This is a genomic window from Pseudoalteromonas sp. SWXJ133 (assembly GCF_015864365.1).
GTDB lineage: Bacteria > Pseudomonadota > Gammaproteobacteria > Enterobacterales > Alteromonadaceae > Pseudoalteromonas > Pseudoalteromonas arctica.
Genome location: NZ_JADYXJ010000005.1, coordinates 177,853 through 198,545, shown reverse-complemented (window position 1 = coordinate 198,545; position 20,693 = coordinate 177,853). Strand labels below are relative to the sequence as shown.

The 20,693-nt window shown below is 39.5% G+C and carries 19 protein-coding genes; 11 read left to right on the top strand and 8 right to left on the bottom strand.

Annotation, left to right across the window (positions count from 1 at the left end; all coding sequences use genetic code 11):
• The first annotated feature begins 267 nt into the window (after positions 1–267).
• The 4 genes from hisS to der all read left to right on the top strand — a co-directional run bounded on the left by hisS (position 268) and on the right by der (position 4,918).
• Complete coding sequence (gene hisS, locus I6F40_RS05900; protein WP_024591179.1) at positions 268–1,548, top strand: histidine--tRNA ligase; 1,281 nt, start codon at positions 268–270, stop codon at positions 1,546–1,548.
• A 19-nt stretch (positions 1,549–1,567) separates the two neighbouring features.
• Positions 1,568–2,188 (top strand): YfgM family protein, encoded by a 621-nt coding sequence (locus tag I6F40_RS05895; RefSeq protein WP_007583431.1) that lies wholly within the window; start codon positions 1,568–1,570, stop codon positions 2,186–2,188.
• A 10-nt stretch (positions 2,189–2,198) separates the two neighbouring features.
• A complete protein-coding gene (gene bamB, locus I6F40_RS05890; RefSeq protein WP_197192641.1) occupies positions 2,199–3,377 on the top strand; it encodes an outer membrane protein assembly factor BamB in 1,179 nt (392 codons plus the stop codon).
• Between the two features lie 74 nt (positions 3,378–3,451).
• Entirely contained in the window at positions 3,452–4,918 is a 1,467-nt protein-coding gene (gene der / locus I6F40_RS05885) for a ribosome biogenesis GTPase Der (RefSeq protein WP_024592997.1), read from the top strand.
• An 80-nt stretch (positions 4,919–4,998) separates the two neighbouring features.
• Here der and I6F40_RS05880 read toward each other — a convergent pair whose 3' ends face one another.
• Complete coding sequence (locus I6F40_RS05880; RefSeq protein ID WP_165728756.1) at positions 4,999–5,502, bottom strand: TFIIB-type zinc ribbon-containing protein; 504 nt, start codon at positions 5,500–5,502, stop codon at positions 4,999–5,001.
• A 41-nt stretch (positions 5,503–5,543) separates the two neighbouring features.
• Positions 5,544–6,131 (bottom strand): DUF4202 domain-containing protein, encoded by a 588-nt coding sequence (locus I6F40_RS05875; protein ID WP_166379210.1) that lies wholly within the window; start codon positions 6,129–6,131, stop codon positions 5,544–5,546.
• Positions 6,132–6,359: 228 nt separating this feature from the next.
• Here I6F40_RS05875 and I6F40_RS05870 point away from each other — a divergent pair, with 228 nt between their 5' ends.
• From I6F40_RS05870 to I6F40_RS05855, 4 genes are all read left to right on the top strand, one after another.
• Positions 6,360–8,087 carry a DUF885 domain-containing protein gene (locus I6F40_RS05870; protein ID WP_165728758.1) on the top strand — a complete coding sequence of 576 codons (1,728 nt, stop codon included), beginning with the start codon at positions 6,360–6,362 and terminating at the stop codon, positions 8,085–8,087.
• Between the two features lie 50 nt (positions 8,088–8,137).
• Positions 8,138–8,845 carry a winged helix-turn-helix domain-containing protein gene (locus I6F40_RS05865; protein WP_165728759.1) on the top strand — a complete coding sequence of 236 codons (708 nt, stop codon included), beginning with the start codon at positions 8,138–8,140 and terminating at the stop codon, positions 8,843–8,845.
• Positions 8,846–8,999: 154 nt separating this feature from the next.
• Positions 9,000–9,338, top strand: a complete 339-nt coding sequence (locus tag I6F40_RS05860; RefSeq protein ID WP_165728760.1) for a transcriptional regulator — start codon at positions 9,000–9,002, stop codon at positions 9,336–9,338.
• 121 nt (positions 9,339–9,459) lie between these two features.
• Positions 9,460–10,779: a DASH family cryptochrome gene (locus I6F40_RS05855; RefSeq protein WP_165740661.1), complete on the top strand. Its 1,320-nt coding sequence runs from the start codon at positions 9,460–9,462 to the stop codon at positions 10,777–10,779.
• A 26-nt stretch (positions 10,780–10,805) separates the two neighbouring features.
• Here the strand turns inward: I6F40_RS05855 and I6F40_RS05850 are convergent, their stop codons facing one another.
• Positions 10,806–11,888, bottom strand: coding sequence for a YeiH family protein (locus I6F40_RS05850; RefSeq protein WP_165740660.1), 1,083 nt, complete (start codon positions 11,886–11,888; stop codon positions 10,806–10,808).
• A 121-nt stretch (positions 11,889–12,009) separates the two neighbouring features.
• Between I6F40_RS05850 and I6F40_RS05845 the strand changes: the two genes are divergently transcribed.
• Positions 12,010–12,888, top strand: a complete 879-nt coding sequence (locus I6F40_RS05845; protein ID WP_165740659.1) for a LysR family transcriptional regulator — start codon at positions 12,010–12,012, stop codon at positions 12,886–12,888.
• Positions 12,889–12,968: 80 nt separating this feature from the next.
• Here I6F40_RS05845 and I6F40_RS05840 read toward each other — a convergent pair whose 3' ends face one another.
• From I6F40_RS05840 to I6F40_RS05825, 4 genes are all read right to left on the bottom strand, one after another.
• On the bottom strand, positions 12,969–13,355 hold the full coding sequence (locus tag I6F40_RS05840) for a hypothetical protein (RefSeq protein WP_165740658.1): 387 nt from the start codon (positions 13,353–13,355) through the stop codon (positions 12,969–12,971).
• 216 nt (positions 13,356–13,571) lie between these two features.
• The gene (locus tag I6F40_RS05835; RefSeq protein WP_165740657.1) at positions 13,572–14,030 is read right to left on the bottom strand and encodes a TlpA family protein disulfide reductase; all 459 of its coding nucleotides are present in this window, start codon (positions 14,028–14,030) and stop codon (positions 13,572–13,574) included.
• An 83-nt stretch (positions 14,031–14,113) separates the two neighbouring features.
• Complete coding sequence (locus I6F40_RS05830; RefSeq protein ID WP_197192640.1) at positions 14,114–16,081, bottom strand: hypothetical protein; 1,968 nt, start codon at positions 16,079–16,081, stop codon at positions 14,114–14,116.
• Between the two features lie 222 nt (positions 16,082–16,303).
• Positions 16,304–17,230, bottom strand: a complete 927-nt coding sequence (locus I6F40_RS05825) for a LysR family transcriptional regulator (protein WP_166419857.1) — start codon at positions 17,228–17,230, stop codon at positions 16,304–16,306.
• Positions 17,231–17,404: 174 nt separating this feature from the next.
• On the opposite strand from I6F40_RS05825, the gene I6F40_RS05820 reads away from it, so the two are divergent.
• Together I6F40_RS05820 and I6F40_RS05815 are read left to right on the top strand one after the other, a co-directional pair.
• Positions 17,405–18,082 carry a glutathione S-transferase family protein gene (locus I6F40_RS05820; protein ID WP_197192639.1) on the top strand — a complete coding sequence of 226 codons (678 nt, stop codon included), beginning with the start codon at positions 17,405–17,407 and terminating at the stop codon, positions 18,080–18,082.
• A gap of 86 nt (positions 18,083–18,168) precedes the next feature.
• On the top strand, positions 18,169–19,296 hold the full coding sequence (locus I6F40_RS05815; protein WP_197192638.1) for a zinc-binding dehydrogenase: 1,128 nt from the start codon (positions 18,169–18,171) through the stop codon (positions 19,294–19,296).
• Between the two features lie 397 nt (positions 19,297–19,693).
• Here I6F40_RS05815 and I6F40_RS05810 read toward each other — a convergent pair whose 3' ends face one another.
• Complete coding sequence (locus I6F40_RS05810; protein ID WP_197192637.1) at positions 19,694–20,341, bottom strand: Abi family protein; 648 nt, start codon at positions 20,339–20,341, stop codon at positions 19,694–19,696.
• Between the last annotated feature and the right edge of the window lie 352 nt (positions 20,342–20,693).

Below are 20,693 nucleotides of genomic sequence, written 5' to 3'. Positions count from 1 at the left end.
GGCAACCCCTTTTAAAAAGTAACAACGATGAGAGTAAGTGTCTGTGAACCGCCCAACGGGTTGGTTTAAAAGCGATTTATACTGCGTTATTGATTTTAACAATAGAACCACTATTACTTTCAATCAATGCCTTGCCTAAATCGCTTTTAATTCCAACTGAAACTCGCATCATGGGGTCATTTGGGTATATAATGACGGGTCAATTTTTAGCATTCTTGTTGTGTAAGCATTTTTTATTACACAAAAAACAGCATTTAGGATTTATCAGTGGCAAAACAAATTCAGGCAGTTCGCGGTATGAACGATTGTCTGCCGGGCGATACACAAGTTTGGCAGAAAGTAGAAAACATTTTACGCGAGACAGTAGCATCGTTCGGTTATCAAGAAATTCGTTTTCCTATTGTAGAATCAACCGACTTATTTAAACGCTCTATTGGTGAAGTTACCGATATAGTAGAAAAAGAAATGTACACCTTTGCCGATCGCAATGGCGACTTATTAACACTTCGCCCAGAAGGCACCGCAGTATGCGTACGTGCTGGCAACCAAAATGGCTTACTATACAATCAAGAACAACGCCTTTGGTACATGGGTCCAATGTTTCGTCACGAGCGTCCGCAAAAAGGTCGTTACCGCCAGTTTCACCAATTTGGTTTAGAAACATTTGGTATTGCTACAGCAGATATAGACGCAGAAGTTATTTTATTAACAGCGCAACTATGGGAAGCCTTTGGTATTACTGACCACGTTCGTTTAGAGCTAAATTCTCTAGGATCTAACGAAGCGCGTGCAGATTACCGTGATGCGTTAGTAGCCTACCTTGAGCAACACATTGATGTGCTTGATGAAGACTCAAAACGTCGTATGTATTCAAACCCACTACGCGTACTTGATAGCAAAAATCCAGACGTACAAGCAATTTTAACTGATGCACCTAAATTGTCTGAAAATTTAGATGCTGAATCAAAAGAACATTTTGAAAATTTATGTGAACGTTTAGACGCTGCTGGCGTCTCATATACGGTTAATGAAAAGTTAGTACGTGGTTTAGACTACTACAACCGCACTGTATTTGAATGGGTAACCGACAGTTTAGGTGCACAAGGCACTGTATGTGCTGGCGGACGTTACGATGGCTTAGTTGAACAACTTGGCGGCAAAGCAACGCCAGCAGTTGGTTTTGCAATGGGTCTAGAGCGCTTAGTATTATTACTACAAGCACTTGAGTGTGTAGGTGACATTCGTCGTAATGCTGATGTATATTTAGCAGCAATGGGCGACAAAGCAAGCATTCAAGCTCCTGCAATTGCAGCGCAACTACGTAAAGACGTACCGGGTTTACGCGTTATGGTACATGCGGGCGGCGGCAACTTTAAAAAACAATTAAAACGTGCTGATAAAAGCGATGCACTTGTTGCAGTGATTATTGGTGAAGATGAATTAGAAAAAGGCGTTGTGACCATCAAGTATTTACGCGAGCGTAAAGAACAAGTCACATTAGAATTAGAACAAGCTAAAGCGCTATTAGCTGAGCTTATTAACGGCTAAGCGAACATTAGAGGTAAGAATGGATATTTATTCAACAGAAGAACAACAAGCAGAAGCCATTAAACGCTTTTTCCGTGAAAACGGCATTTCACTTGCGCTAGGTATACTTGTTGGCCTAGGTGGCTTATATGGCTGGAAAGCATATAACCAAAACCAAATTACTACCGCTGAAAAAGCATCAGATTCATATACAGCGCTTGTTGAAAGCGATGATGTTTTATCTTCAGCTGATGCGTTTATTAGCGAAAATAAAGACACAAACTACGCAACACTTGCTGCATTCGTTGCTGCAAAAGACGCAGTAGAAGCGAAAAAACTAGACGTAGCAAGCGAAAAGCTAAGCTGGGTTGTGTCTAATACGCCAAATACAGAATTAAAAGCAATTGCGATTACACGTTTAGCACGTGTTCAAATTGCGCAAACTAAATATGACGATGCATTAACGACATTAAATGCACCATTACCTGAAGCGTTCAATGCAAACGTGGCCGAGCTTAAAGGCGACATTTACACTGAGCAAGGTAATAAAGATCAAGCACGTACTGCATACCAAGCAGCAATAGATGCGGGTGGATTAACAAGTAACCCACTATTACAAATTAAGTTAGATGACCTAGCAGTAACTAGCCCAGCGGCATAAGGTTTTAGGCATGAAAAAATTTACAACAGCAGCTCTTGCCCTATGTATGGCAACATTGATGGGTTGTTCATCAAGTGATGATGAAGATGAACTAGTACTTCCTGAAATTGTAAACCAATTTGAAACTGACGTTGTTTGGCAAGAATCTGTAGGTGATGGCGTAGAGCATTATTTTTCTCGTTTAACACCCGCAGTTTACAAAGATACTGTGTATGTTGCTAGCCGCGAAGGCCAAGTAGAAGCGCTTTCGCTTGATAATGGCGATACAAAATGGGAAACCGATGTACGCCAAGACTTATCATTTTGGCCTTGGGCTAACAACGGAAATGCAAAATTATCAGGTGGTATTTTGCAAGCCTATGGTAAAATTTATATAGGTTCTGAACACGGCTTTATTATTGCTCTTGATCGCGAAACCGGTGAAGAAGTTTGGCGTAAAAACGTACCAGGCGAATCACTGTCTAAACCAACAGCAGGCGATGGCTTAATATTTGTAAATTTAGGCTCTGGTAAATTGTTAGCCCTTCACCCAGATACAGGCGAAGAGCGTTGGAGCTTTGAACAAGAAGTTCCACCACTAACATTACGCGGACAAAGCTCGCCAACCGTTGCTAACGGTGGTGTATTAGTAGGCCTTGAAACAGGCAAGCTAAGCGTATTAATTTCAGACAGTGGTTACTCAGCATGGAGCGCAGAAATTGCGGTTGCTAAAGGCGCATCAGAATTTGAACGCCTAGTTGACGTAGACACTCAACCACTTATTAGCGGTCCATACGCTTACGCTATAGCTTACAACGGCAACTTAGCTGCTGTAGATATTCGCTCTGGCAATGTTGTATGGAAACGTGAGTACAGCAGCTACCGCGAAATTGCGATGGATGCACAAACAATTTATTTAGTAGATAGCGATGGTGTTATTTACGCATTAGATAAAAATTCAGGTATTGAACGTTGGAGCCAACCCGCTCTACGTGGTTGGTACCTAACAGGGCCTGCAGTTGCAGGTAGCCACTTAGCTTTAGGCGACCAAGAAGGTAACCTACATTGGCTAAATAAAGAAAATGGCGAGCTAGTATCTCGTGAAGACTTTGACAGCTCGGGCTTTTTTGTTGAGCCAGTTGTTGCCGACGATAAGCTAATTTTATACACCCGTGATGGTGAAGTTAGTATGGTAAAAATACCAAACTAAGTTACTAATAGTCATATGGTTTTTTTAAGGCTTCGCACTGCGAAGCCTTTTGTTGTTTTTTAAAGAGGTAGTTTATGCTTCCCGTGATCGCTCTAGTTGGGCGACCCAATGTGGGCAAATCCACATTATTTAACCGTTTAACACGTACTCGTGATGCACTCGTAGCCGATTTTCCAGGTTTAACACGAGATAGAAAATATGGCCAAGCTAGTTACGATGGCTATGAATTTATCGTGGTAGACACGGGCGGTATTGATGGCTCAGAAGAAGGCATCGAAATCGAAATGGCAGATCAATCTCTGCTAGCCATTGAAGAAGCCGACATTGTTCTGTTTTTAGTAGATGCTCGTGTAGGTATGACCGTAGCTGACCAAGCAATTGCTAATCACTTGCGCAAGCAAGATAAAAAGTGTTTTGTTGTTGCTAATAAAACCGATGGTATTGATGCAGATTCAAACTGTGCTGAATTTTACCAATTATCATTAGGTGAAATTCATCATATTGCTGCATCGCATGGCCGTGGTATTACGTTATTACTTGAGCAAACACTTCAGCCGCTTATTGCTGAATTAGCTGCACAAGACGAAGACGTAACAGGCGATGACGAAGAGCTTATTAATCTTTACGAAGAAGATGAAGACAGCGATACCGATCACCAGGCATTTGCAGACAAACCTGTAAAGCTTGCAATTATTGGTCGCCCTAACGTTGGTAAGTCAACGCTTACAAACCGTATACTGGGTGAAGATCGCGTAATTGTATACGACATGCCAGGTACAACACGTGACTCTATCTACATTCCGATGACTCGAAATGAAAAAGAGTATGTGTTAATTGACACCGCAGGTGTTCGTAAGCGTAAAAAAGTAAGTGACGTAGTTGAGAAGTTCTCAGTTATAAAAACGCTTCAAGCAATCGAAGATTGTAACGTTGTGTTATTGATTGTTGATGCTCGCGATGGTATTTCAGATCAAGATTTAAGCTTATTAGGCTTTGCGCTTAACTCAGGTCGTTCATTGGTAATTGCAGTGAACAAATGGGATGGCTTAGACGATTACGTTAAAGATCGTATTAAATCAGAGCTCGATCGCCGTTTAGGCTTTATTGACTTTGCACGCCTACACTTTATATCTGCACTACACGGTACAGGTGTTGGTCATTTATTCGAGTCTGTTGACGAAGCGTATGAATCAGCTACTAAACGTATAAGTACTGCAATGTTACGTCGTATTATGGACATGGCTCAAGCCGATCACCAGCCGCCACTTGTTCGTGGTCGTCGTGTTAAGCTCAAATATGCGCATGCCGGTGGTTATAACCCACCACGTATTGTTATTCACGGTAACCAAGTTAAAGATTTACCAGATAGTTATAAACGCTACCTGATGAACTACTACCGTAAAGCGCTTAAAATTATGGGCACACCTATTAAAATCGAATTTAGAGAAGGTGAAAACCCATTTGCTGGTCGTGTTAATAAAGTAACACTGTCGCAAAAGCGTAAAATACGTGCATTTGCTAAAGAAAACCGTAATAAATAAACTTTTCAAGCGTTAGTTTATTACAATAAAAACGGCGTACTTTTTAGTACGCCGTTTTTGTTTTAATATGTTATTAAGAGTTACAAACCAAGTAAAGCTAAGCGCACTAAGTTTTCCACCGTGGCTTCATGTGCACTTTTATTTTTATTAGTTGGCATAAACCTAGAAGTAGGTGATTTAATAGTTATAAAGCCATGATTGGTTGCCATTTCATGAGCTAATAGCTTTCGCTCTTTAGGTGTTAAATGGTTTTCGTGTATTTTTGCCAGTTCACCGCTATCAAGCCATATGCCTGCACAACCTGGGCATTCGTCTATTTCAACCACTTTAAGCGGTGAAAAATACCGGCGCATCATCACAATACTTGGGCATTTAGGACAATTTACTCGCATTGAGACATCGCCCTCACCTTCAATATAGTTACTTAAGTGTTTAAGTAATACCTGACCGTGCTTTAACTCTGGCGAGCTAAACTTAAAAATTTGGCTGTTATCAAAAAATACGCCACCTTGCACTGAAGTGTAAACAGTAATACCGCCAATTAATAACGGCTCAAGAGAGGCATTTGTACGTGGGCATAACATTCTAAAAATCCTTTTTATTTTAATACCTAGCTTACACTACTTTACTCAAGCGCTTTATGAATAAGCCCAACAAGTGGATCTGGTAATGTAATATTACCTGTAAGTACAAACTCATGGGCTTCATCTGACATTTTTTGCCATGTGCGGCGAATAATACCAATCCATTTTTCTTCATTGTAATCTGGTTTTGCATTGGCAAACCCAAGCATGTAGTGTTCAATAAACACCAAACTCGCTACATCTTCTACTAATTGGCTATCTGGATTGCGCTTAATATCTTTTTTAGCAACAGCGTTATAAACACGGTTTTGGTCCGTATCGTTAAACCCAGCTTGTTTCATTAATTCAACGGCTAGTGACGCATGAAAAATATAAAGTGCGCTGCGCCATTGATGATAACCCTGCTTGTTCATTTCAAAGTCACTACGTGGCGACTTCCAACGCTGAATATGCTGTGCACGCACTGCAACTTGCATGAGTTCATCGGCATCTGGTTTAAAACGAGTTAGCATTTCGCTCATACGCAAGCCGTATAAGCTTTCTTTTGGAAAGCTTTGCCCATTGTGCTGCTCAGTATTAGGGTCTTGGTTATTAGCTTCATCAATCAGCGTTATTACTTTATTAAACATGACGGTCTTTTATTGTAATTAGTTTTAATCATTCTAAACGCTGATAAAACAATAAACTAGTGGCCCACTCACTTCAGCGGTGAAATTTGTTCAATCAAAAAGTAAAACCAATTGATACTGGTTATAAAAGTAAGCGCATTAATAAAGTTAACTTGGTACTATATTAAAAACAAAAATGATAAATGTGCGTACACTAATAAAAATTAACGCGCTAAAAATGAGAATAATATGTTCAAAAAAACAATTTTAGCTATTTGCTTAGCTGTAGCATCACTGCCGAGCGCAGCCGATAGCAATGCAGATTTAAAAACCATTATTGATAACCATTGGCAAAATGCAAAAGCCGAAAAAATATTCTTTCGTACCGACCCTGATGGTTGGAAACCCAGTGGTACATTACCAAATTGGACCGAACAAGCCATTGCAAAGCGCCAAGCTTATAATAACAATGTATTAAAAAACTTAAGTAAAATAGATCCTAAAACGCTGAGCAGCTCGCAGTTAATGAACTACCGTTTATTTAAATACGAGCGAGAAACAGAGCAGCAAAGTTACCTTTTTCAAGATAAGTATTTTCAGGTTAACTTTTTAAGTGGCTGGCATACCTACTTTGCCGAAGCACCGGCTAATATGGCATTTTTAACACCTGATGATTACAACGCATTTTTAGTAAGCCTTGCCGACTACCCTCGCTTTAATCAAGAAAACATTAACTTGATGAAGGAAGGAATTGAACTGGGGTATACGCACTACTGCAAAACATTTGAAAATTACAGCCAGAGCATTAACGCTCATATAGTTAAGCAACCTGAAAACAGTGCCTTATACGAGCCTTTTACACGTATACCAAATACGTTTACAGCAGAGCAAAAGGCCACATACCAAAATAAAGCAAAAGCCTTAATTAGCTCAAAAGTAGTACCAGCTTATCAGCACTTTTACGACTTTTTTGAAAACGATTACATGCCTAACTGTAGAGCAGAGCCAGGTATTTCAAGCGTTAAAGGCGGGCTTGAGTATTATAAATATGCGGTAAATTATTACACCACAACCAATGCAACACCCAAGCAAATACACGAGCTTGGCTTAAAAGAAGTGGCGCGTATAAAAACGCAAATGCAAAACATTATTGATAAAGTAAGCTTTGATGGCACTTATGCTGAGTTTTTAGAATTTTTAGCAACCGATGAGCAATTTTACGCAACAGACGCGCAAGACTTGCTTGAAAAAACAGCTTTTATAACGCAAAAAATGTATGGCAAGTTACCCACCTACTTTGGCCATTTACCACGTAACACCTTTACAATAAAAGGCTCAGCGAGTCGTGGCGCGTTTTATATGCCACCGGCTGATAATCGCTCACCGGGTACTTATTTTTTAGCCTCAACACCTAAGCTACAACCTTTATATAATTTAGAAGCACTTAGCCTACACGAAGCAATACCAGGGCATCATTTACAAAACGCCATTGCAATGGAGTTAGACGTGCCCCAGTTTAGACGCACACTTAGCCACTCAGCATTTGGCGAAGGCTGGGCGCTTTACACCGAGCGCTTAGGCAAAGAAGCCGGCTTTTATCAAAACCCTTATAGCGACTTTGGTCGTTTAGGTTACGAAATGTGGCGCGCAGTGAGGCTTGTTGTTGATACAGGTATTCATGCATTTGGCTGGAGCCGCCAAAAGGCAATAGACTACTTGGCAGATCACACTGCATTGCCACAAAGCGCGGTGGAGGATCAAATAGATCGTTATATATCATGGCCAGGCCAAGCGCTTTCGTACAAAATGGGGGAGCTAAAAATACGCGAACTACGCGCAAAAGCTGAACAAGAACTAGGTGCTAAGTTTGATATTCGCAGCTTTCACGACACCGTAATCGGCCAAGGTTCATTGCCTATGTCAGTACTTGAGGATGTAATAAACGATTGGATAGCAGAGCAAAAATCGGCTATTTAACATTAAAGGAGGCGGTATTATTTACCGCCTCTTTCTAAATGGACTTTTTAATGAAACAAATCATTATTTTCATACCACTCATTTTATTTAGCAGCCAAGCTAATGCGTTTTGTTTAGACGCATCAAACTACATAGAGGGCGTAAAATATGGCGTTTGTGGGGAGCAAACAGATTCAATTTCCCTTACGCCTTATTTTATTATATGGATGCTTTTAAACGTGTTATTTGGGCAAATGCTTAATAAACCAAATATACACGTGGGATTTAAATATTTACTTTTTCTTTGTACGTTCCCACTGAGCCCGTTAGTACTATTAATGAATTTAACTGGAATGATGGTATCTCGCATTTATAAAAAACATTCAAACACCGCAAAAAACAAAGCCCAACCTAACCATGATTGCGCGGAACCTGTTATAGAAAAACCGAGCGTTAAGCAGCTAATAATTGGTGAGTACACTTTTGACAGCATGCAACAGGCCTTAATTAAAGAAGATAACCACTTCACATTAGAGCCTAAATGCATGCAGGTACTAAGCTATTTAGTTGAACAACAACCAAGGATAGTTAGCCTAGAAGAGTTACATAATAATGTATGGGAGAATCAAATAGTAACCGACACTGCAGTTAGGCGAGTTATTAGCAAACTACGTGTAGCCCTTAACGATAACGACACAAAAAACCCCAAATATATAAAGTCTGTAATGAAGCGAGGTTATCAGCTCATAGCAGAAGTTAAATCACAACCCACTGAATAGTAATGATTTATTAAAGTTATAACCGAGGTAATATCGTGGTTATAACTTTATAATAACTAGTTAACGGCTTTATTATCGTTATTTTTTACCTAACGTTTTAATTTATTTAGGCGCTGTAGAGCGACCCATAAAATTAAATAATTAAGGAAAAAATATGAAACATTTACTGCCGCTAGCACTATTATTAATTACAACATTAGTTACCATCAGTCTAATAGGTAATGCGCAATGTATTGAAATAGGTAACGCATCTATTGCCAGTATTTCATTCGGCACGTGTGATTTATCAAGCGCTAAAACAACGCTATCACCACTCGTTACTATTTTTTGGTTAGCAATGAATATGCTTTTTGCAATCATATTGCCTAAACCATCTATTGCTAAAAAGTACAAAATTGCTTTATTTATTTGTAGTTTACCGCTTAGCGTATTTGTGTATTTAATTGCTTATGTATCTATTAACCTCACTAACACGACCAAACCAGTTAAATAAAACCTAAGCAGGTGAGTAAGTAATACTTGCTCACCGCTTCATTACTAAAACTTGCAGCTGACTAATCCCTACCGGCTTTTACTTCGTAAAGTTAATGATTTACAAAAACCAGAGCATAAGTATGAGCAAACGCATTTTATATTGGCTACAAAACGATTTACGCCTCACTGACAACACTATTTTTAGTGACCTTGCGTCGCAGCAATGCGCACTCGATATTGTATTTGTAATAAATCCGCATTGGTTCAAAAATAATAACTACCAACAAAAACCATATGGCGTGCATAAACAACAGTTTTTAATGCAAAGCTTATTTGAGCTACAGCAGACGCTTATTGAACGCGGACAAACACTGCACGTGCTTGAAGGTGAACCAATAGCGCTTTTAAAAGCGCGTATAAATGATCTAAACATTGATGAAGTTGTATTTAGCAAGCAAATCGGTTTGTACGAGCAACGCCAAATAAGTTTACTTAAAGCGCATTGCCCAAATACAGAATTTACAGGCGTGCTGCAAGACACCCTATTTAAACAAAGCGACCTACCTTTTAATTTAAACGAGCTGCCTAAAAGCTTTACGCCGTTTCGTAAAAAGGTAGAGGCAGCCAATATACCTATAACTCTCTCAATGTTACCTGAAGGTTTACTCCCTCAACCTATAACATTATGTGCGGCCAAACCAATTGAGCTTACTGAACATACTGATGACAACAACGCGATAATGCACGGCGGATTTAAAAGTGCGCAAGCTCATTTAGCGCAGTACTTTTCGGGCTTACTGCCAAGTACCTATAAAACAACTCGAAACGAGCTTGATGGCTTTAATAACACCACAAAATTTAGTACCTGGCTTGCCTTTGGCTGTGTAAGTGCACGGCAAGTTTATAAAGCGGTTGAAGAGTACGAACATAAACATATCGTCAACGAATCTACTTATTGGATTAAGTTTGAATTGCTATGGCGAGAGTATTTTAAATGGCATGCACTCAATGCGGGCAACAGCTTATTTAGCTTTAAAGGCCAAAAACAAACCAAACCCCTAACAACGTTTATGCCAAACCGCTTTGCTGCGTGGTGTAATGGCTCAACACCCTTCCCATTGGTCAATGCCATTATGAATGAGCTTAATGCCACTGGTTATATATCAAACCGAGCAAGGCAAGTTGCGGCAAGTTGTTTAGTTAACGAACTTGGCCTTGATTGGCGCTATGGCGCGGCTTATTTTGAACAGCAATTGATTGATTACGACGTAGCCGCAAACTGGGGCAACTGGCAATACATAGCGGGCGTAGGTGTAGATCCGCGTGGCGGTAGGCACTTTAATATTGAAAAACAAACGTTACAGTTTGATCCGCTCGGTATTTACACTAATAAATGGCAAGGTAATAAAAATACCAGCGCGCAGCTGGATGACTTAAACGAAGTTGATTGGCCAATTTAAGCCAATCAACTTTTACCAAATAACGTTTAAAACAGCTCAGCAATACCTATATTAATGGCAAAGCCGCCTAACGTTAAAAACAAAAATAAACACAGTGCCAGTAACAGCGGTTTAATACCCGCTTGGCGAATTGCCCCAACATGTGTGCGTAAACCCAAAGCCACCATCGCAATGGTGAGTAATATATTATCAAACCAAACAACTGCGTTTGTAGTCACTTGAGGAATAATAGAGAGTGAATGCACACCACTGGCCACTATAAATAACACCGCAAACCAAGGGATAGTAATACCTGATTTATCGCCCTCACTGCTTGCTGCATCACCTGCTTTTGCTCTTTTTTTACTTTGCCAAAATGATAAACCCACTAAAAATGGCGCAAGCATCATCACTCTTAGCATTTTTTCTATTACTGCGGTGTCGGCCGCGTTAGCGCTTACCGCAGTGCCCGCTGCAACCACTTGCGCTACTTCATGAATGGTTGAGCCTACAAAAATACCGTATGCGTGTTCGCTCAATCCCATGTACTCAAACATTATTGGGTAGGCAAACATGCTTAGCGTACCAAACACCACCACCGTTGCTACCGCTACTGATACTTTATGCGCCTGTGCTTTTATAACAGGCTCGGTTGCCATCACCGCTGCAGCGCCACAAATAGAGCTACCCGCGCCAATTAATATAGTTGTTTGCTCATCTAGCTTAAATACACGTTTGCCAAGTTGAATTGCTAATATAAATGTACCAACAAGCATAACAATGTCAGTTAGTAAGCCACTCCAACCAACGCCCGCTACTTGCGTAAAGGTTATTCTAAAACCAAACAACACAACGCCCGCTTTGAGCAAAATACTTTTAGCGTAATCAACGCCCACATCGGTATGAGTCGCTATACCCGAAAAAATACTGTTACCCACAATAATACCAACCACAATACCAATAGTGAGTGAGCTAAATTGCGCAGTTTGCATTATTGGTAATTTACTAAGCGCAACAGAAACGCCCGCAAGTACAATAACCAGTAACATGCCAATCCACCAGCGAGAGTCACCATACTGTTTAGTGTTAACACCTAAAGGCTGTAACCCATTTTTAATAGCGCTAAGCATAATATTCCCTCAATCAAACAACTCTAATTAGTTGACTTCATTTTAATAAAGGCCAAAATATAACTCCAATATATTAAAATCATGATTCGATAACTTAAGGTTATGTAATTTGAGAGGCGCAATGAATTTACATGCACTTAGGGTGTTTTATACGGTAGCAAAGCTTGGTAGTTTTTCAAGCGCAGCCGAGGCGCTTTTTATAAGCCAACCTGCGGTATCTAAAGCGCTAAAAGAGCTTGAGTATCAATTAAATATTCAACTTATTGAACGTGCATCTAAAGGCAAAAAACTCACTTTAAGTGAAGGCGGGCAAGCGCTTTTTGAACATGCGCGTAGTATTTTTGCCATAGAAAAAGCCGCCATTGAAGATATTAAATCGCGCACAGGGCTTAAGCGCGGCACATTGGTTATAGGCACCAGCACCACCATTGCCAGCTATTGGCTGCCTCCTTACTTAGCTAAATTTTGCGCGCAGTACCCACATATAAAAGTAGAAGTACAAGTGGCTAATACTGCGCAAATTGAGCACGCACTACTTGAATGCACCATCGATTTAGCACTGGTTGAGGGCACACCCACCGAGCCACACATTATTAGTAAGCACTGGCAAAACGATTTAATGAGTGTGGTTATACCAAGCAATTTAAAACCCGCTAAAAATGTAAAAGCATGGTTAAACAATCAATTTTGGTTACTACGCGAACCTGGCTCGGGCACTTTAGAGGTGTCGGTTAAGTTATTACAGCAACACGGTATTACGGCAAAAAACTGTATGCAACTCGGAAGTAATGAAGCAATAGCAAGAGCAGTAGCACAAGGAATGGGCGTTGCTTTATTGCCTAATGTAGTCACAGACGATTTAGTACAATTGGGTAAATTAACACGGCTAGAACAGCCAAATGACGTCGAGTTATCAAGACCATTATACCAATTACACTACAAAGACAGACCGTCTTCTCATGCTGCGCAAGCATTCGAAAAAAGCCTGTTTAGTGAATAATTTTTGTATGAGTAGATTTAGATCTGAGCTGTAAGTCGAGTAAGAAAACGGTTGTGTAACATTAATCGCTTTTTGTGGTGTTACCTTAATTTATTATATATAAGCCAACTAGTTAAACCCATTGAAAGTACTAATAAATGAAGAACCAATGTTGCACGATTAAATTCACTAAAAAGACTAAGTAAAAAAACTGGAAGTATACTTAAGATTAAAACTACAGGTAATTTAAATAAATTTAACTTTTGGAGTAATAAGCTAATAGGTAATCCGTAAATGAACATTAAAGGATAGAAATAAAATAAACTTCCCATCCCTATTGACACACCAAAACCAACACCTGAAATTAATGAACTAAGAGAAGTATAATTTTCTATACCCGCATAAAAATAACAAAAACCAAGGACTGGTAATACAATTAAAGGACTAAGGATCGCAGCAATCAAATTTTTACGGAGATCCTTAAACATATTAAGAAACACCATAACGAGCTTGTAGATTAATTAGTTTTTTATTTGTTTTAATTGATATGCAAACCATAGCTGAATTCCTATTTTTGCTCAGCCAAAGGGGGAAATTTTTGGCCTTTACACATTAAAGTATCAGGAGACTACTCATAGCAGCCCAACAGCTAACTTATAAACCTATTTGCTAAATCGTTAACCCCAAATACGAACAAGCTCTATTTACAAACCCTGCGTTAAATCTTGCGCCAATGTACCCGTTGGTTTTTCAATTACGCGTACTAACTCTTTGCCATTTTGTTTAACAATAAACGTTGGTGTGTATTGCAAGTCATTAGCCTGTGCAATGCCTGCATCGTCTTGCTTGTTGTAACCTACGGCCACATATTCAATGCTTGCAAGTTCAACTTTCGACGCATCAAGTAACTTAATCAGCTTTGGCACTTCGCGCTCACTGTCGTGGCACCACGTACCAAATAATACAATAAGCTCTTTGCCTTCTAGCTTTTGCATTAGGGCTATATCTTGTGCTGTTGGTGTATACGCTTTGTATTGCTCGTTAAACTTGTTGTAGTCGCTTAGCAGTTCTTGCGTACTTATCTCGCCCGAAAATGGCGCCGTAGCAGCGCAGCTTACAAGCGGCATGCTTAAAGCGCACAGTAAAATTAATTGTTTAAACATAAGGTTGCTCTTAATTTAGGTATTAATTTAGGTATTAAACGACTATACCCAATATTAAGTGTGGAGTGAACAGCTCAAGACCGTTACTTTTTATCCATAAAAAAGTTAACTTGCGATAAGTTAGTTAAATACTCGCGTCTTACGTCTTTATTTTCAGCCAGCTTGTCTAAATCACCAATTAAGGTAACTAACTTATTATGAGAATGACTGCTGGTTGTTTTAAAGTCATCTTGCTTTTCGTCGCTCTCAACACGCTCTTTTTTATTCATGTTGTAGCTGTTTTCGTTTTCTTCAAGCCAAATATCGTCAATTAAGCGAATGTCACTTTTACTAATGGTTTGCTCTTGCATCGCCATTTGCAGCTCGTATTGATTTGTTTGAGGGTTAAACGCATACATTTTTGTATCAACATCAACTTCGTGAGACTGGTCAAGCCCCACAAGTTCTTTATTTTTAACTGCGGTACCTACGTTATAACTCTCTTCTTTGTCGTAGTAGTCGGGGCGACTGTATTGATAATCAAAGTGGCTACTTACATTTTTACTTTGTGTTAAACCGCTAAGCTCGCCTAATTGGGTTTGCTCAGTCGCTTGGCTTAGCTCAATGGTACTTTTAGGCTGATAGTCACCGCTATCCAGTGCGTAAGAAAACGTAGCATCAAAATCAGCGAGCTTAGACACACCCGCCCCCAATGTATTGGGTGCTTTATTACCAAGCCCTTGGTAACGGGGATCGTTTGCGATCATGTTATCAACTAAATCGGCAACCATAGCGCGCCCGTCATTAAATTGCTTATCTGCAAGCGACTCAATATTGCTATAACGTTCAGCCGCTGACGACATACTTGTAAAAGCGCCTTTAAATAATGCAAAACCTTGCTGCATTGTCTCATCCCCTTTACGACCAAATGCCGAGTCTTTACTATCCTCGGTACTGTTTACTCGGCTATCTTCTAAGCTTTGATCGAGGGACGCTAAATACTGCTGCATTTGCTGTGTGTCTTTAGCGCCAATGGTCGACATATCGAGTGCAAAGTCGATTTCGTTTTTCCCATTCTCAGCCTTAAACACAAGTGCTTGTTGATTTGTCGCTTCATCTATTGAGTAACTTAAATCAAGCGTGTTTTCGCCTGTATCAAGCGCATCATTTTGCGTTGTTGAAAACGACACATTAAAACCCGCTAGCTGCTCACTATTAAAGCCTGCTAAAAAGTCTAAACTCATGTCTGTTTGGTTTGGCACTATAATAGGATTAAATGAGTTTTCACTCACTTTAAAAAACTCATCGGCCATTTCGCCAACACCCGCCATAACCTGCGTTAAAGCCGCATGTTCAGCCTCAGATAAATCGCCATTTACTTCGTAACTTATGCCAAAGCCATCAACGGCTTCGCCCGTTTTTTCATCAAAGCCTTGTGACGAATTAAAAGTGATATTTATTACATCACCCTCTTTGGTTTTTACCGAGAGCTCAAATAAATAATTATCGTCATCCTCGTACTTGCTACGGTTAGCACTTTCCATGTATGGATTAAGCGTGCGCTCAACACGTTGCTGGCTTGAGGCTAAAAACGTTTTTTGCTCATGCCCAAGTTGCCCCAAGCTTGATAAAATATCGCTGGTATTAGCATAAGCACCCTGAATATTTTTAACGGATGTATTTAATCGCTCAATTAATTGGGTGCTGTTTTCATTTTTTAATAACCCCTCATGCTGAGAACTTATTACGGTGCGCAGGGCGAGTTCTTCATCGGAGAGTTTATAGTTAAGCGTGCTAGGCGTGCTTGTAATAATAAATAGCGAGGTAAGTTGCTGTTGTAAAATATCCCCTACTTTTTGATTACTGGCTAGTGCTTCGTAAATCGTTTCATCATTTAGCTGGCTTAATAACTCGTCGGTTATTTTAGGCGCATTAGTTTGTAAATCATTAATAGCTTGAAGGTCGCCACTGCTATGCAGTGAAGGTGTCGCAGATATTTGGTTGGCGTTATTAACTGATTGGGCAAGCATAGTGCTTAGATTAGCCTGACTGCCAAATATATTATTAACCATGATTATCCCTAATCGCTAAACCCTATTAAGTAACTTATCGGGCGCTTAGTTAAAAGCTTTAGCCTAAAGGCGCATTTTTTACCTATTATTTATACAAATAATTTATTAATAAGTTAAACAAACATAAATATATATCTGGTAAAAATAAACCGGATAAGCGTAGGTCGGATAAGCGAAGCGCCATCCGACACTCTATTAATCTACCCACCTTACTCTTAAAGGCTATTTTATTTGCTTACTACCTTCACCTGTTTCTTTTATTCTTTGTACTAAAAAATCGACCGCCGCTTTTACCTTTGGTACCAAATAACGTTGTTTTTGATACAACAAATAAACAGCCATATTAGAATTTTGAGTTATTGCCACCTCATGCTCAAACTTAAGCTCTTGTAACTCACCCAGCTCAAGATATGAAGCCAGTGCCCATCGAGTTGACATTAAAATACCTTCCCCGTTACATGCTTTTTTAGCAAGCCACGACCCGTTATTTGAAATAGCGACAGCAGGCCCAGAAACGTCATGCCATTGCTCATCTACTTTACATAACCACGGCGTTGGCCCTGAAGGCGTTTTAAAATAAAGCCCATTATGGTGCTTTAATTCCATGGCGTTACTTGGCACTCCGTGTTTTTGTAAATAGCAGGGCGACGCCACAGGTATAAAGCCATTATCCATAAGTTTTATTGCTATCACGCGCTCATTGGGTGCATAACCACCACGAATAGCAATATCAACATCGTCACGCCCGAGTGTCGACAGCTCATCGCTTAAGCTTACATCGAGTATTATTTCAGGGTATAACGCGCTCAATTCATCAAGCAGCGGCATGAGCATTTTGTCGCCAAAACCTACCATGCAACTTATAGATAAACGCCCCTTTGGGGTTGTTTGGTAACTTCGAACCGTTTCGTGGCTTTGCTCAAGCTGGTTCACTATTTTTTGTACATCGCTGTAGTAAATTTGCCCTACTTCGGTCAGCTTAACTATGCGGGTTGAGCGTTTTAAAAGCGTCGCCCCTAGGCTTTTTTCTAAATCGGCCACTCGCCTCGACAACGACGAAGGCGGCACACCAAATGCTTTTGCGGCTTTGGTAAAACTGCCTGTTTCAACCACCTTAATAAAATACCGTATGGCTTTTAGTTGATCCAAGTCGCTTCTCCATTAAATAAAATTCTTTATTGTCTTAAAGACAAAAGTGATTCGCATTTTCCCTTATATATAAGCAAATTAAAACAAGTAATAATAGGCTCAACTTAAACACGGGGACCAAAATTGCATTATTTGGCAATGAGTATCCTCACGTTAATAATGGAAAGCTGACTTATGATTACTTTGCACGGTTTTGCTGCTAGCAATTATTACAACCTAGTTAAACATGTACTTTTACACAAACGACTGCCATTTAAAGAACACCTTGTTTACGGCGGTAGTGAAGAGTTACTAGCAATAAGCCCTGCAGGCAAAGTGCCTGCAATCACAACAGCTAATGGCCTTAATATTTCTGAGTCGAGTGTTATTTGCGACTTTATAGAGGAGTCGTACCCACAAACTCCGCTATACCCTAAAGATGCAGGTGAGCGCGCAGTTATTCGTCAAATTATGAAAATAGCAGAGCTTTATTTTGAACTGCCAAGCAGACGGTTCATCCCTTATGTATTTTCGGGTAATGAAGTTCCTGAGGCTCTTAAAACAGAAGTACGCCAAGTATTAACTCGTGGCGTTACTGCATTAACCAAACTAGGTAAGTTTTCACCTTGGATTGCAGGCGAGCAATTCACAATGGCAGACATTTACGTTTATTACGTAAACACCATTGTTAGCGCCTTTGGCTCTACTCAGCTTAATTGGGATGTACTAGCACAAGTTCCCGGCATGAAGGAGTGGAGCGAATCAATGAGCCAATTAGCCATTGCCCAAAGCATAGAGGCCGACCGCCAAGAAAATATGGCTGACTTTATGCAAAAAGTGAAAGCTCAAATTCAAGCAGCAAACGCTAAATAGCTCTTAGCTATATAAGAAGCCCTTAGCTATATAAGAAGCCTTTAGCTATAACAGTAATCAATACTCATTTTGTGGGAGCAAACATAATGACAGATAAAAATATCCAACTTACTTCAACTATCAGCGAAGACAATAAACTAACACTTGCCTTAAAAAACATCGAGATGCCAAAGCCTAGTGCCGATGAAGTGGTTATTCGTATTGAAGCTGCACCATTAAACCCATCAGACTTAGGCGTTTTATTCAGCGCAGCTGATATGTCTACTGCAAAGCAATCGGGTACTGATGAAAACCCAGTAATTACTGCCGATGTTCCAGCTCAATTTATGCCATCACTTAAAACACGCGTAGGTAAAGCCACACAAGTAGGTAATGAAGGCGCAGGCACCGTTGTAGCAGCAGGTTCATCACCAGCCGCACAAGCATTAATGGGTAAAACCGTTGCTGTAATTGGCGGTGGTACGTATCGTCAATTTATTTGTGCCAATGTACAAAGTTGCCTAGAGCTAAAAGAAGGGACTACCGCTAAAGAAGGTGCATCATCTTTTGTTAACCCACTTACCGCACTAGCAATGGTAGAAACCATGCGCGCTGAAGGTCATAAAGCTATTATTCACGCGGCTGCAGCCTCTAATCTTGGCCAAATGCTAAACCGTATTTGTATTGCTGATGGCGTTGATTTAATTAATATTGTTCGTAAACCAGAACAAGAAAAATTACTGCGCGATATGGGTGCAAAATATATTGTTAACTCAAGCAACGACACTTTTCTTGCTGATCTAACCGCTGCAATAATTGAAACGGGTGCAACTATAGCGTTCGACCCAATCGGTGGCGGCCAACTAACAAGTGATATTCTTAACTGTATGGAAGTTGCAGCTGCACGCGATATGAAAGAGCACAGTGTTTATGGCTCAGACACTTACAAACAAGTGTATATTTATGGTGCATTAAACCGAGGCCCTATCACAATAAACCGTAACTTTGGTTTTGCATGGGGTGTAAACGGATTCTTGTTATTTAATGCCTTAGGTAAATTAGGCACAGATACAGTAATAAAAATGCGCAAACGTATTGCAGACGAAATCACCACTACATTTGCGAGCAACTACACGCACGAAGTGTCATTAGCTGAGGTATTACATTTACAATCAATCGCGGCTTATTCTAAACAAGCAACAGGCGAAAAGTACTTAATTAAACCTCAAGCTTAATTAAATATTCTTCGTTAAAAATTAAAAACCACAGCGCTTAGCACTGTGGTTTTTAAATATAAAAGCAGATGCTAATTAGGTATCTGCTTTTTATTTGGTCGTTGTAAAAACTAGCTCGGAGTATTTACTTTGGCTAATAAATTACAATCGTGGATTTCAAGCATTCCTCTAGACAGCTTTCAACTAAGATTGTACTTTCCGCTCGCTACAAATAGTCAAGTGTGTGAGCTAATCAACTGTATCCGCTCAATCTTCAAAACTATGAGAGGAAAAATATTAATGAGCCTATGTACTTTGTTTTGGTGAGAGATCTTTGGGCATAGATGGAGTTATGACTTTTTCTCATTTTTTAGACTCAGTTTTCCCTTTTATGTGCCAAATAAATTTTTTAATACTTTCATATAACTGGGTTCAAAAGTAAATTATTAACCTTTTCTATTTCATCCAACCATATTTTTGTTTCTTTACATCGCATTGCCACAGTAGTTTCAATTAAAGGATAAATATCAAGTAACTTATTGTGATTGAAAATAGGCTCATGATGAGCGATTCGATTTCTTATTTTTCTTATTACAAAGCAAGCTTCTTTTAATAGCGTTCTAATTTGCGCCGCAGTTAGGTTATCAGCATTTGGAAATGCAGTCTGAATATGAACGTTCCAAATACGCCCATCATGCCTTCGCGTTAGCATTTCTTCCCACCAAGATAACTTTAACTCTGGTAACACCTTGCCTAACCCTTGGTAATTATTGCTAACAATGCTTAATAGCTCTTTTTTATTTTTATAAGCCAGTGAGTTTTGAAATACCGTATTAATAGGCCAATCAGTACCATATCTTTTTGCAATAGCTTCACTAATAGCATTACGTAATACCACTTCATATATATGTAAAGGAAATAAAAAATCAGATGATAAATTTGCATTCCATTCATATAGCGAGAGAGCTTTTATACCGCAATCAACACCAGTACTCGCAATGACAGCATTTCTGTATGTTGTAAATCGACTAATTGATATGGTCTTTTCAATTGCTTTGTATCGCATTAACTTTCCATCTTATAAGTTTTTCTTTATCTTTGGTTGATCATAATACATTTTCTGGTAATATGTTTATTGAGAGCTTTGGATATCCCTGCTTATGCAGCCCACCAAAGACAAAAGATAAAAAATAAACCCATGCTTAGGCGTGGGTTTTTTCGTTCTGATGCAAGTTGCTTGAGTTTAAATTATTTTTTACTGTGGGATAAAGTGTTTACACTAAAATATAATTTACATTATATTTTTATTTACTCATTTTACATAGCATTACTGGTTAGCGGCTTTATCTAGTCAATACTCACTCGCCTGACCTTGCTGTATATAACTATCTACTCTAAATGTATCACAAACTGTTTTC